Consider the following 13,913-nt stretch of genomic DNA (forward strand, 5'->3'; position numbering starts at 1 on the left):
AGTGCCTTCCTATTCCGCCGCCGGGCCGACGCGGCCCTTGCGCAAGGCTTCGATCACCACCTCTTTCGGGCCATCGGCGACGATATGGCCGTTGTCCAGCACCACAAGGCGATCGACCAGGCTGAGCATCGAGCTGCGGTGAGTGATCAGCAGAAGGGTTTTGCCCTGGGCCCAGGCGTGCAGGCGGCTGCGCAGGATTTCTTCGCTGGTGTTGTCCATCGCGCTGGTCGGCTCGTCGAACAGCAGGATCTGTGGGTCGAGCAGCAGCGCGCGGGCCAGCAGCACTGCTTGGCGCTGGCCGCCAGAGAGTTGTTGGCCACGCTCGCCGACCGGGCGATCGAAGCCTTGCGGGTGCTGCCGGGCCAGTTCACTGACACCGGTCATCTCGGCCACTTCGAGCATGCGCGCATCGCTGACATAGCGAGCGCCGAGGGTCAGGTTGTCGCGCAGGCTGCCAGCCAATAACGGCAGATCGTGCGCAACATAGCCGATCTGGTGGCGCAGGTCGGCCACGTCGAGCTGGCGCAGATCCAGGCCGTCAAGCAGGATTTGTCCTTCGTCCGGGGTGTAGAAGCCCATCAGCAGGCGTGCCAGGGTGCTCTTGCCCGAGCCGCTGCGGCCGATGATCCCGACCCGCTCGCCAGCGTTCAGGCGCAGGCTGACCTTGGCCAGTGCCGGACTGCTCTGCCCGGGGTAGCTGAAGCTGACCTGACGCACATCGAGGGCCCCCTTCAGCAAGGTGCGCTCCAGCGGCCGCTGCTTGGCCTGGCGTTCTTGCGGCAGCCCCATCAGGGCGTCGGTACTCTTCATGGTCAGGCGCGCTTGCTGGTAGCGGGTGATCAGCCCGGCAACCTGGCCGAGCGGGGCCAGCACCCGGCTATTGAGCATGTAGCAGGCGATCAGCGCGCCGACGCTCATGTCGCCAGCGATGATCGCGTAGACCCCGGCGATGATGATGGCCATGCCGGCGCATTGCTGGAGAAACAGGGTGCCGTTGGTGGCCAGGGAGGAGAGGAAGCGGGCGTGGGTGTCCAGCCGGGTCAGGGCGCCATGGGTGGTTTCCCACTGGTGTTGGCGTTCGCTTTCCGCGCCGCAGGCCTTGAGGGTTTCCAGGCCGCCGAGGGTTTCGATCAACAGGGCCTGGCGCTCCGCACCCAATGCCAGGCTGCGTTGCACGGTGTCGCGCAGGCGGCCCTGAATGATCAGGGCGAAGATCGCCGTGAGCGGAAAGGCCAGCAGCGGAATGGCGACCAACCAACCGCCAAGCAAGCCGATCACCACGATCATCAACAGGGCGAAAGGCAGGTCGATCAGGCTGGTCAGGGTCACCGCGGTAAGGAATTCGCGCAGGCCCTGGAAGTCGTGGATGTTCTGCGCGAAGCCGCCGACAGTGGCCGGGCGCGCCTTCATGGACATACCGGTGATGCGTTCGAACAGGGTGGCGGAGAGCACCACGTCGGTCTTCTTGCCGGCGCTGTCCAGCAGGTTGGCGCGCAGCACCCGCAGCAGCAGTTCGAAGGAGGTGCCGATGAACAGGCCGATGGCCAGCACCCAGAGGGTCGAGGTGGCCTGGTTGGGTACCACGCGGTCGTAGGTCTGCATGACGAACAGCGGCACCATCAGGCCCAGCACGTTGACCAGCAGGCTGGCCAGCATGGCATCGGTATACAGCCAGCGGGACAGCTTGAGTGTGTCGCGGAACCAGGCATCGATGCGTGGCAGCAGTGGCGTGCGGGCGTCTTCCAGCTCATGTCGTGGTCGAGCGAAGAACGCCTGCCCACTGTAGCCCTCGGCCAGTTGCGCGCGCGTAACGCGCTGTTCACCACCGTCTGCTTCGCACGGCAGAATCAGCGCCTGATCGCGGTCCAGCCATTTGCGCAGGACTGCGCTGCGCCCGTTTTTGAGCAACAGCAGTACCGGCAGGTTGAGTGCGGAAATGGCCGTCAGTTCGCGGCGCAGCAAGCGACCTTGCAAGCCTGCCCGCGCGGCTGCACGCGGCAGCAGCTCGGCGCTCAGGCGTTGCTTGGGCATCGGCAAGCCAGCGCTCAGGCTGTCACGACTGCCAGTACAGCCATGGAGCTTGCAAAGGATCAGCAAGCCGTCCAGCAGTGGATCGTCATGACTCGAGCGCGGGTCGCTGGTGGGCCCAGTCCTTTCCATTGTCGTCACGGTTGCTGCTCCTTGAGCGGTACTACTTCATTTCCGGTAGGTGTGCCTCGCTCTTTACATCGGAAAGGGCTACAGCCTCGGCCGGGACAATCACCTGCTGCTGGCGCAGCAGATCACCCATGGCAGCCAGCACACGGTACATGGCGAACTCTTCGGTATAGCGCACTTCGGTGTAGCGGCGGTTGGCGGTGAAGAGTTCGTTCTCGCTGTCCAGCAAGTCGAGCAGGGTGCGCTGGCTCAGGCTGAATTGCTGCTGATAAGCCTCGCGAACCCGGGTGGTGTAGTCGGCATAGTCGCGCGCCTTCGGTGTTTGCAGGCGGGCGTTGTCCATGGCGTTCCAGGCCAGCGCAAGGTTTTCATTGAGCACGCGCAGTGCGTTGTTGCGGATGTCCATCGATTCGTTGATCTGGTGGGCGGAGGATTGCAGACGCGCCTTGTCGCGCATGCCGTTGAACAGGTTGTAGTTCATCACCACGGCGGCACGCCAGCTGTTGTAGTGACCTTCATCGCCCTGGATATTGTCGTCGGCGTTGGTCGCCAGCTCGACATCGAAGCGTGGGTAGAACGGTGACTTGGCAACCTCATATTGCTTCTCGGCGGCCTGCACGTCGGCTTGCGCCGATTTCAGGTAGGGGTTGTTTTGCATAACCGCCTGCCGGGCCGCGTTCAAGTCTTCCGGCAAGGCGCTGCGAACCGACACCGGGGCTACCAGTTCGTCCGGCATGAGCCCGGTCATGCTGATGAAGTTCGCCTGGGCATCGGCCAGATTGACCTGCTCGGTGTAGAGATTGTTTTCCGCCAGGGCCAGACGTGCGTTGGATTGGTCGAAGTCGGCAGTGCTGCCGACGCCTTGGCGACTGCGCAGATCGATTTGATCGGTGATGCGTTGGTGGGCAAGCAGGTTGTTCTTGGCCAGGTCGACCAGTTCCCGGCGTTTGAGGAGATCCAGATACACCTCGACGGTGCGCAGCGCCAGGCTCTCTGTCGTGCCAAGTACCCGGTAGGCCCGCGAGTTCACTACCGCTTCGGTTCGTGCGACTTCATTGGGGGTGTTGAAGCCGTCGAACAGCATCTGCCGCAGACGCAGTTCGGCATTGCGAGCGTTGAGCGTTTCGGTGTTGTGATCGCCCAGTGCCCGGGTACTCGGGCTGTCGGTATGTTCCCGGCCGTAACCGACCAGCAGGTCGACTGTCGGCAGGTAGCCACCTTTGGCCATCTTCACTTCTTCGTCCGAGGAAAGACGGCTGTTGATCCCCGCATGGATTTCCGGGTGGTTGTCCAGGGTGCTTTGGATCGCTTCCGAGAGGGTCATCGCCTGAGTCTGAGTGCAGGCCAGGGCCAGCAACATACTGCTCCACAGCGGATTTAAAGCGCGCATGTGATGAATCTCCTTGATGAGTGTTCTTTTCCAGCCGCCAAAATTTTGGCAAAAATCTCAGTGAAACTGTTCCATTCTTGTAACAGTAGAGCTAAGAACATCTTTCTGCACAGACTAAGAAAAAATTGTCACAAGGTTTATGAAGAAAAAATCTTATGCAGTCAGGAAAAAGCAGCACATTGTTTCTTGCATGAGCCATGTATTCATTGGTTAACAGTCTGTTGCATGGCGAAAGGAATAGGCGGTCAAGCACGACTTACAACGCACATAGGGCGGGGATGTTTCTGATAGGCAGCCGCACGGCGGTGGGATACGCGACATTTTTTTGTCGTACATGGTTTTTGAATGCTCCTGCCATTTCATTTCACGCAGTCGCCTCTTGAACAACGCCCCATAGTCGCCAAGGCGTCTTGACTCTTTTCAGGCCTGTCGATGCTGGTCGGCAGCTGCTGCAGTGAGGAAGGAATCATGGCTACTTTGATTGGTGTCGTCAGTCAGGTTATCGGCGAGGTTTTTGCGGTAGCTGGCAATGGAGCGCGTCGAGCCCTGACAGAAGGTGATCGGGTTTTTGCCGGAGAGCAGTTGGTTACCGGCGCGAGCGGTGCAGTTGCCATCGCCCTGGTCGGCGGTGGCGAGTTGACCCTCGGCCGCGACAGCAGCCTGATGCTCGACACGCAACTGCTGGCGGGTGCTCGCGGCGACGGTTCGGCTGCAGCGGCCCAAGACGCGGGAAGCGCCCCCAGCGACCAGGATCTTGCCGAGGTCGAGCAGTTGCAGGCCGCCATCGAAGCGGGCGAAGACCCTACCGCCAGTTTGGCTGCCACGGCTGCGGGGCCTGGTGCCGGTGCCGCTGGTAATGCCGGCGGTGGTCATTCTTTCGTATTGCTGGACGAAACTGCCGGTGCCCTCGACCCGGTCATTGGTTTTCCCACCGAGGGTTTGAGCTTCGTTCCGGAGTTTCCCGATCCGGATATCGAGGCGGCGGATATAGCGCCGAGTACTCCTCAGATCATTTTGGGTGAACGTCAGACGGTATTCGAATCCGCCTTGGCGACGGGGTCGAATGCGGATTCGGACGGCGAGTTCGTCAGCGGCACCTTCACGTTGGCGCATCCCGATGGGACAAGCGTTCTGCAGAGCCTCACCATTAACGGCGTGACGGTGCCCATCGTTAGTCTGGTGGGCACAAGTTTCGCCGGTGAGCATGGCACGCTCACCATCACCGGTTACGACAGTACCACTGGGGTGGTCAGCTACAGCTTTGAGCTGACCAGTTCCCTCAGCCACAGCGCCGATATCGAAGCCGCTGTATTCACGCTGAGTGCCTCGAACGGCACGCTGTCCTCGGCCCCTACGACTCTCGCCATCGATATCTTTGACGATGCGCCGAACGCGGTGGACGACAGCAACAGCCTGAGTGAAGACAGCCAGGCGCCGATCACCGGCAGCGTGCTCGACAACGACCTGCACCCCAACGGCCAGCCCGGTGCGGATGCGCCGAACAGCTTCGTGTCCTGGAGCAGCACCACCGCCGCTTTCGGCACCTTTACCGACACCGGCAATGGTACCTACAGCTACCTGCTGGACAACAGCAACCCACTGGTTCAAGGGTTGAGCTTCGGGGAAAGTCTTACCGAGACCTTTACCTACACGGTGCGGGACACTGATGGTGATATCGATACGGCGACCCTGACCATTACCATTCAGGGTGCTGACGATGGCGTGACCATCACCGGCCTCACCCCGGCTGGGGAGGGCGGTGACATTGTGGTCGATGAGGATGATTTGCCGGACGGCTCCGACCCGGTCAAGGAGTCCACCACCGTCACCGGCGATTTCCAGATCAGCGCCCCGGACGGCATTGCCAGCCTCAGCCTCGATGGCCTGGGCGCTCCCACCGTGATCAGTTTTGCGGCCCTGGCCAATAGCGGCAGCGTGCCCATCGTCATCACCACCGATCTCGGCAATACCCTGACCATCACCGGCTATAGCGGCGATGCCTTCGGCGGCAGCGTCAGCTACAGCTACGAGTTGCTCGACAACGAGACCCATGCCAGTGGGGCTGGCGAGAACAGCCTCTTCGACAACCTCGCCGTGGTCGTCACCGATGCCGATGGCGACACGGACGCCGGCACGCTCAGCATCCGTGTTGTCGACGACGTGCCTCAGGCCTTCTACCCCGACTCGATCCACGTGGTGCTGGGCATCGAGAATCCAACTATCACTACCGTGACCAAGGCGCTCAACTTCATGGCCAATGCCGGTGCAGATGGGGTGGGTTCCATCGCGTTCGCCATCATCGATGGGCAGGTGTTCGCCGATAATGAGGGCGGCCAGCTGTACATGAACAACGAGGAGTTGTTCCTCTTCTACGATGGTGATGCGCAGCACATCGAGGCCAGGACTCTGGACGGCGACGTGGCCTTCACGGCGGAGATCGATGTCAATGGCGACATGTCGATCACCATGTTCACCGCCACCTTCATCAGCAACACACAGGTCACCAGCGTCACCGATCTGTCTGGCATCGGTGGTGGTAACGTGCCGTTCAAGGGGCTGAACATTGGCAGCAATCAGGTACCCGACCCCGACGGCAGCGATGATGTGCTGGTGTCTTCGGAAATCATGCCGCTGGGTGGCGATGCCGGTTCGGTCAACAGTAACGCCAACGAACTGGGGGTGGGTCAGGGCAACGAGCTGTCCAGCGGCGATGTCATCCGCTATGACCTGGTCACCGGCCTGAGCATCAACGACCAGCAAAACAACGAAGGCTACAGCTTCGACGGCTATCAGCAGACCTTCGCCTTCCGGCAGAAGCTGGTGGTCAGCGGTGGCAGCAAGGATGCGGACTTCAAGCTGCGCATCTACAACAGCGACGGCAGCGCGACCAACGCCAATACCACCCTGGTAGGTACCACGGCTACGGCGCAGCTGGTGTTGCTGGTGAGCGAGATCGTCATCTATGACGCCAATGGCAATGTGCAGAATAACGCCAACCATGTGGCTCAGGACGGTGATGGGGTGATCCTCTACAACATGAGTAACGGCTGGACCTTCCAGATTGTCAGTGTTGACGCGTTCGGTGAGCCGCAGGCATTCAATGCCGTGGAAATCGAGGCGATCGAGTCGACTAATGGCGCCGTTGGTATCGACGGCACCTCCACCAGCTTCAAACTCGGTGAGTTCTCCTTTGGCCAGGACACCGATATCGGTCCAGTCACCTTCAGCCTGCCGGTGACTGGCACGGATGGTGACGGCGATTCGGTCAGCAGCGCCATCGACGTGACGGTCTACCCGGACAGCAAGAGCATTGAGGGCACCGATCTGGCCAACCTGCTCGTCGGCGACGGGGGCGAGAACTACCTGTTCGGCTATGGCGGCAACGATACCCTGCTCGGCAATGATGGCGATGATATCCTGCTCGGTGGCCTGGGCAACGACACCATGTCCGGCGGCGCCGGTGCGGATATTTTCAGGTGGCAGGCCGGGGAGAGCGGCACCGATACCATCACCGACTTCGTGGCGGGCTTCAACTCCGGGGGGGACCAACTGGATCTTTCCGAGTTACTGGTTGGCGAGCACGGGACGCCCGAGGATCTCGGCAACTTGCTGAGCTATATCGATATCGCCATCTCGGGTCTCGACACCGTGCTCAATGTGAGCAGCACAGCAGTCGCCGATCCGGCCGCTGCCCCCGAACAGACCATTGTGTTGCAGAACGTCAACTTGTACGCCAGCTATGGGGTGGGCAACGAGGCTGACCTGATGATGAGTATGCTCGGTGATGGCACGCTGAAGGTCGATACGGTCTAAAACCTCAACCATAAGTCAGCCCGCTACTTCTAACGGATGGCGGGCTTTCTTTTGTCGCAACAGCGGGCACGCGCAGCGCAATCTGGGGTCGTCACCATTGCGGATTGCGCCAGGGCTTATCCGGCGATGTCATGCGGACCTTGCAATTGAATACAGCAGGCCGGATGCAATCGGGGGGCAGTTTGTAAATGCTGGGACCCCCCGGATTTCATCCGGGCTATCAGAGCGGGAGAGTGACGCCTTTTCCATCCACCATCGCTATTGGCGGATGGATAAAACGTTATCCACCCGATCTTGCGGATATTGCACATGAACATAGGGTCCATGGCCTTATCGTGGCGCCGGCGTGCCGATCAGGCGGCCCATGGCGCCGTGGATGCCCAGTTCGCACAGCACTGTGAGTTCTCCCTCGGTTTCCACCATCTCGGCGATCAGCGGCAGGTCGATGCTGTTGGTGGTGCGGAAGATGGCCTCGATGAACAGGCGTTTGTCGCTCTCCCGGTCGATGGCGCGGATGTAGCTGCCGTCGATTTTCAGGTAGGCCAAGCCCAGGTGGGTCAGGTTGCCGATCAGGCTGAAGCGTCCGCCGAAATGCTGCAGGCCGAGCTGGAAGCCGGTGTCGCGGATGCGCTGGCTCAGGCTTTCGAACTCGGCAGGTCTGGGTAGATGATGTTCGTCCACTTCGAGGGTCAGCAGTGCTGCCTGTTGGGGGTGCTGTTTGAGTATGGAGAGCAGGCGCGCCAGGCTTTCCGGTTCGTGCAGGGTCTTGCTGGACAGGCTCAGAGCCAGGGACTGCGGGTGTCGGGCGAGGTGCGCCAGGCTGTGTTCGAGCATGGCCAGGTCAAAGCGTGCGGACCAGCCCAAGCGTTCGATCCAGGGCAGGAAACGGCCGGCGACTATGGTTTCTCCCCGCGGGTCGAGTAAGCGTGCCAGGACCTTCTGATGCAGCACATGGCTGCGATCGGTGCATTTCACCACCGGCTGGAAATACAGCTGCACTTTGCCATTGAGCAAGGCGTCATCGATCAACTGGCGCCATTCATGCAGCCCTTGGCCGGGCTGGCTGGCGAAATCGTTCAGGCGTCCCCACGGCAGGCTCGGGTCGCTCTGCGCCTGGGCCAGGGCCTGGTCGGCGCGGGCCAGTACCTGGCCGATGGCTTCGCCTGGTCTGAACAGGGTCATGCCGATATGCGCCACCGGTGCGCAGTCGCTGGCATCGGTTTGCCGCAGGTTTTCCAGGTCTTCGTGGAGTTCGCGCGCCAGTTGCTCGGCCTCCAAACGGCCGTCGCCGGGTGCGAGCACGGTGAACTCACCACCGCGACTGCGTGCGGCCAGCCAGTGGGCGCGGTTGGGCTGGTTGAGCAGGCTCTTGAGCAGTTCGGCGATGGCGACTATCAGCGCATCGGTGCGCTGGCCGCCCCAGCGCTGGTTGAGGCCGGCAAGGTCATTGACCCGCAGTACGATCAGGTAGCCTTCGGCACTCTGCTCCGTGACTGTCAGCAGGTTGGCCAGGCGGATGTCGAACAGGCGTCGATTAGCCAGGCCGCTAAGGCTGTCCTGATAGGCTTCTTCGCGCAGCTTCTCGCTGCGCGCGGCTTCTTCGGCGAACAGCGCCTTGAGCTTGTCCACCATCTGATTCATGGCCAGTACCACGCGCTTCAGTTCGGGGGTGCGCGGCACCTTGGGCAGGGTCAGGAATTCGCGGCGGCTGATGGCCTGGGCCTGCTGCACCATGCTGTCCAGCGGGCGCAACTGGCTGCGCAGCAGCCAGCCGCCGAGAATCGCGCTGACCAGGCCGCAGAGCAGCAGCCAGAGCAGGCTGCCAATGGCGCTGTCCCATAGCTTGGCGATGGCGAACTGCGGGTGGCTAAGTACTTCGACCCGGGCCGCCTGCTCCCAGCCGCGCATGATCAAGGCCTCGCCGCCCTGGGGCCGCAGGTCGACCAGGCGGGCGAACCAGCGGGGCACCTGCTCACTTTCGATATCGCTCTGCCGCTCCACCATGACCCGCTCGTCAGGGATGCTGAGCACGCGGATGCTGGTGAAGTAGCCACTGTCGAAGATCGAGCTGACCATCAACTCGACCATCGCCGGATCGTCCACATGCGGCGTCAACGATAGGCCAAGGGCTGTGGCCGCGTCCTGGGCGTGAGAGCTCAGTTGGCTGATCAATTGCTCGCGGGAGCTTTCTACCCCGGCAATGAAACTGCCGGTGAAGGCCACCACCAGGAACAGGCAGATGGCGAGAAACAGTTGCTTGAGCAGGGACATGGCGTTCTCCTAACCTTCGCCGATGGCGAAGCCCTCTGTGTGCATTTTTTTCAATAAATCCTGCCAGCGCGAGAGTTTCTTGCTGTCGCTCTTCTTGTTGCGCGCGCCCGGCAAATACAGGCCTTCGGCATTGAAGGCATACACCGGTAGCAGATCCTGGCGCTGTGAGGCAGGACGGATTTGATTGATCAGGTTGTCCAGCACCAGGGGCTCGGCGGCCGGGCTGGGGTAATAGGTCAGCACCATGTGCGCCTGGTTCAGCCTGAGGGCCTTGACGTAGGTGATGCGCAGCTTCTCGCTGGTGATGCCGAGGCGGCGCAGGCTGAAGTACTTGGCGATGGCGTAGTCCTCGCAATCGCCGGCGCCCTTGATCAGGGATTCGATGGGGGTGGCCCAGTAGTCGACCTGCTGCCAGACGCGGCTATCGTCGGCGAAGCGAATCTGCCGGTTGAAGAAGCGATTGACGTTGTCCAGCTTGTCCTGTTCTGCGAGGTGGGTGCTGTCCTTGAACAAGGCTTCCCACGCCAGGATCCGCACTCTGGCGTCGCCCAGGCTGCCGTAGCGCTTTTCGGCGGTGTCGATGAGCAGGCTGAAGTTCCAGTCACCCCAGGCAGCCCAGGCCCGGTTTAGCCCGATCAGGGCGGCAAGCAGCAGAAGCAACGCAAGTGCCGGCCAATGCCGGCGCTGTTGCCATCCTGGAAGGCGCTGCCATGGCCGCATCTGCCGTTTCTCCGCCAATCATGGCTGGAGTTTAGGCGGCATCCCGCGGCTTTGCCGTGAGCTGTCTAGTCAGCGGTTGTGAAAAATCGAGCGCCGCAGCGAGAGCATCCACGTATTCGCAGCAAGGCGCCGCGCCTGCTCAGTAGCTGAATAGCGCGCGATCAACGTGGGTTGGGCAGGGTTTTCTGCTTGAGGATGTAGAGGCTCACCAACAGCGCGCTGGTGAGCATGAAGGCGCGTGCCCAGAACAGGGGGACCAGGTAGCAGGAGAGGGCGATGCTGAACCACATCAGGGCGATGCTGTAGACCTTGGCCTTGAGCGGGATGCCCTTGCCTTCGAGGTAGTCGCGAACCCATGGGCCAAGCCTGGGATGCAGGACCAGCCACAGATAGAAGCGCTTGGAACTGCGGACAAAGCAGGCCGCGGCCAGTAGCAGGAACGGCGTGGTCGGTAAGACCGGCAGGAAGATCCCGATCACCCCGAGTGCTACGCACAGCCAACCCAGGGTCAGCAGTGCGCAGCGAATCAGCGGATTACGGTTTTCCCTTATGTCACGCGCCATGACAGTGGCGCAGACTCAATGGTGACGAGGCTTGAGCAGGGCTGGTTTTTCTTCCGGGGCATGGCACAGCAGAAACAGTGCGGTCAGCAGTTCGGGGATTTGCTCGACCATGCTGTCCACCAGGTCGCGGTCGCTGGCGATTTCGGCGAACTCTGGCTGCTCTTCGAACAAACCGGAGGCGACCATGATCGGCAGTAGCAGTTCGCTGACCTCGTCCTCGGCATCGTCGAACCAGGCGGCTTCACGCAGGAACACCCCTTCCATGAAGCCGATGCACCAGCCGCGCAGGTCGGAGTCGTCCGGATCGTCGCCGAGATCGAGTTCGCACGGCACTTCCGGGTCGTCGTCGCTGGCCAGTTGGCGGGCGATATGGGTCTGCAGTTGCACCAGGGTGGCTTCGATATCGTCGCGTTCCTCGTCGCTGCGGTAATGCGGCGGCTCGGAGAACAGGGCATCGATCCACTCGCGCTCCGGTACCGGGTCGGGACAGATCGACAAGGCGGTCAGGTAGCCGTGGGCGGCCACGTAGTCCAGAGCCTCTTCGTGCAGCTCATCGGCGTCGAGGAAGGCTTGCAGGCGGGACAGTTGCTCGGCGAAGGACATCGTGGGGCTACCTTGAAGAAGTAAACGAGGATGGATTCTAGTCCAGACCTGCTACAGCGGCCATAGTTCTAGGAAAATGCGCAGCGAAAAACACATCAAAACTCAGTCCGGCAAGCAGGTGGGTATAATGCGCGGCTCGTTTCGGAGACCTTTCATGCTCGACCACGCACTGCGCATCCTCAAAGACGTTTTCGGTTATGACAGCTTCCGTGGCCGCCAGGAGGCGATCATCGAGCGCGTGGCGGGCGGTGGCGACGCCCTGGTGCTGATGCCGACCGGCGGTGGCAAGTCGCTGTGTTTTCAGGTGCCGGCCTTGCTGCGCGAGGGTTTGGCGGTGGTGGTGTCGCCCCTGATCGCCCTGATGGACGACCAGGTCGCCACCCTCGACGAGTTGGGGGTGGCGGCGGTGGCCCTGAATTCCACCCTGAATGCCGAGCAGCAGCGCGAGATCGCCGAGCAGATCAACCGCGGCGAGATAAAAATGCTCTACCTGGCCCCGGAACGCCTGGTGCAGCCGCGCATGCTGGCATTTCTGCAGCGTCTGGACATCGCCCTGTTCGCCATCGACGAGGCGCATTGCGTGTCGCAGTGGGGGCACGACTTCCGCCCGGAATACCTGCAGTTGGGCCAGCTGGCCGAGCTGTTCCCCACTGTGCCGCGCATCGCCCTGACCGCCACGGCGGATATGCGCACCCGTGAAGAAATCGTTCAGCGCCTGCATCTGCACAACGCCGAGCGCTTCCTCTCCAGTTTCGACCGGCCGAACATTTTTTATCGCATCGTGCCCAAGGAACAGCCGCGCAAGCAGTTGCTGGCCTTCCTCGCCGAGCGCAAGGGCGATGCCGGTATCGTCTATTGCCTGTCGCGCAAGAAGGTCGACGAGATGGCGGCGTTCCTCACCGAACAGGGCTTTCCGGCGCTGCCCTATCACGCCGGCCTGGCCAACGAGTTGCGCGCCTACCACCAGAAGCGCTTCCTCAACGAGGAAGGTTTGATCATGGTGGCGACCATCGCCTTCGGCATGGGCATCGACAAGCCCAACGTGCGTTTCGTCGCCCACCTGGACCTGCCCAAATCGCTGGAGGCCTATTACCAGGAAACCGGCCGCGCCGGCCGTGATGGCCTGCCCGCCGATGCCTGGATGGCCTATGGCCTGCAGGACGTGATCTTCCTCAAGCAGATGCTCAACAATTCCGAAGGCGACGAGCGACACAAACGTCTCGAGCAGCACAAGCTCGATGCCATGCTCGCGCTCTGCGAGGAAACCCGCTGCCGCCGCCAGGTGTTGCTGGCCTATTTCGACGAGGATATGCCCAATCCCTGCGGCCACTGCGACAACTGCATCGACGGTGTGCAGACCTGGGATGCCACCGAACCGGCGCGTCAGGCACTCTCGGCGATCTATCGCAGCGGCCAGCGTTATGGCGTCGGCCATTTGGTCGACCTGCTGCTCGGTCGCGACAACGACAAGGTGCGTGGCCCGGGCCATCAGCACCTGTCGGTATTCGGCGTCGGCAAGGCGTTCAGCGAGGGCGAGTGGCGCTCGTTGTTCCGCCAACTGGTAGCGCGCGGCCTGGCCGATGTCGACCTCGAGGGCTACGGCGGCCTGCGTCTGTCCGACAGTTGCCGGCCCTTGTTGCGCGGTGAAGTGACCCTGCAATTGCGCCGCGATCTGAAACCGCAGCACACGGCGAAAACCTCCAGCAGTGCTGCCAGCCAGCTGGTCCGCGGCGACGAGCGCGAGCAATGGGAAGCCCTGCGCGCGCTGCGGCGCAAGTTGGCCGAGGAGCATGCGGTGCCGCCCTATGTGATCTTCCCCGACGCCACCTTGCTGGAAATGCTGCGCAGCAAGCCCGGCACCCTGGCCGAAATGGCCCAGGTCAGCGGGGTCGGTGCACGCAAGCTGGAGCGCTATGGCGCGGCTTTCCTCGAAGTGCTGAGCGGTAATGCCGAGGCGCCGCGGGTGGTGCTCGACCTGCGGCATGAGCTGGTCAGCCTGGCCCGTGCCGGCATGACCCCGCTGCAGATCGCCAGCCAACTCCAGTGCAGCGAAAAGAACGTCTACAGCCTGCTGGCCGAGGCCATCGGCCGCCAGCAGCTATCCCTGCAGCAAGCGCTGGATCTGCCGGAAGAACTGCTCGGCGAAATTCAGGATGCCTTTCTCGATGGCGAAGGCGAGCTGCCGCCGGTGGCTGAAGTCAGCGGCTTGTTCGTCGGGCGGGCCGAGGACGGCGTGTTGTACTGCGTGCGTGCCGCACTGCAGGCCGAATTCGGTGCCTGAGAGGTTGTGAAAAACGCTCGTCTACTGCGCGAACGCCTGGAGGCGGCCTCGCGACGGAGCTCGATATTTTCACAACCCCAGAGAGATTCCAGGGGACTTGCTCTCGGGGTTGCGG

General features: G+C 62.0%; 8 protein-coding genes. 2 read left to right on the plus strand and 6 right to left on the minus strand.

Annotated features, from left to right (window positions below; translation table 11 throughout):
* Positions 1-9: 9 nt before the first annotated feature.
* Positions 10-2,160 (minus strand): type I secretion system permease/ATPase, encoded by a 2,151-nt coding sequence (locus G9C89_RS08665; protein WP_172147530.1) that lies wholly within the window; start codon positions 2,158-2,160, stop codon positions 10-12.
* 31 nt (positions 2,161-2,191) lie between these two features.
* A complete protein-coding gene (locus tag G9C89_RS08670) occupies positions 2,192-3,547 on the minus strand; it encodes a TolC family outer membrane protein (RefSeq protein ID WP_172147456.1) in 1,356 nt (451 codons plus the stop codon).
* 468 nt (positions 3,548-4,015) lie between these two features.
* On the opposite strand from G9C89_RS08670, the gene G9C89_RS08675 reads away from it, so the two are divergent.
* Positions 4,016-7,360 carry a retention module-containing protein gene (locus G9C89_RS08675; protein WP_172147457.1) on the plus strand — a complete coding sequence of 1,115 codons (3,345 nt, stop codon included), beginning with the start codon at positions 4,016-4,018 and terminating at the stop codon, positions 7,358-7,360.
* Positions 7,361-7,690: 330 nt separating this feature from the next.
* On the opposite strand, the gene lapD is transcribed toward G9C89_RS08675, so the two are convergent.
* The 4 genes from lapD to G9C89_RS08695 form a co-directional block, all read right to left on the minus strand.
* A complete protein-coding gene (gene lapD / locus G9C89_RS08680; protein ID WP_172147458.1) occupies positions 7,691-9,631 on the minus strand; it encodes a cyclic di-GMP receptor LapD in 1,941 nt (646 codons plus the stop codon).
* 9 nt (positions 9,632-9,640) lie between these two features.
* Positions 9,641-10,351 carry a cysteine protease LapG gene (gene lapG, locus G9C89_RS08685; protein ID WP_172147459.1) on the minus strand — a complete coding sequence of 237 codons (711 nt, stop codon included), beginning with the start codon at positions 10,349-10,351 and terminating at the stop codon, positions 9,641-9,643.
* 161 nt (positions 10,352-10,512) lie between these two features.
* Entirely contained in the window at positions 10,513-10,914 is a 402-nt protein-coding gene (locus tag G9C89_RS08690) for a YbaN family protein (protein ID WP_172147460.1), read from the minus strand.
* Positions 10,915-10,929: 15 nt separating this feature from the next.
* Positions 10,930-11,517 (minus strand): UPF0149 family protein, encoded by a 588-nt coding sequence (locus G9C89_RS08695; RefSeq protein ID WP_172147461.1) that lies wholly within the window; start codon positions 11,515-11,517, stop codon positions 10,930-10,932.
* Between the two features lie 154 nt (positions 11,518-11,671).
* Between G9C89_RS08695 and recQ the strand changes: the two genes are divergently transcribed.
* Entirely contained in the window at positions 11,672-13,798 is a 2,127-nt protein-coding gene (recQ, locus tag G9C89_RS08700) for a DNA helicase RecQ (RefSeq protein ID WP_172147462.1), read from the plus strand.
* Positions 13,799-13,913: the final 115 nt, after the last annotated feature.

Source organism: Pseudomonas tumuqii (genome assembly GCF_013184545.1).
GTDB classification, from domain to species: domain Bacteria; phylum Pseudomonadota; class Gammaproteobacteria; order Pseudomonadales; family Pseudomonadaceae; genus Aquipseudomonas; species Aquipseudomonas tumuqii.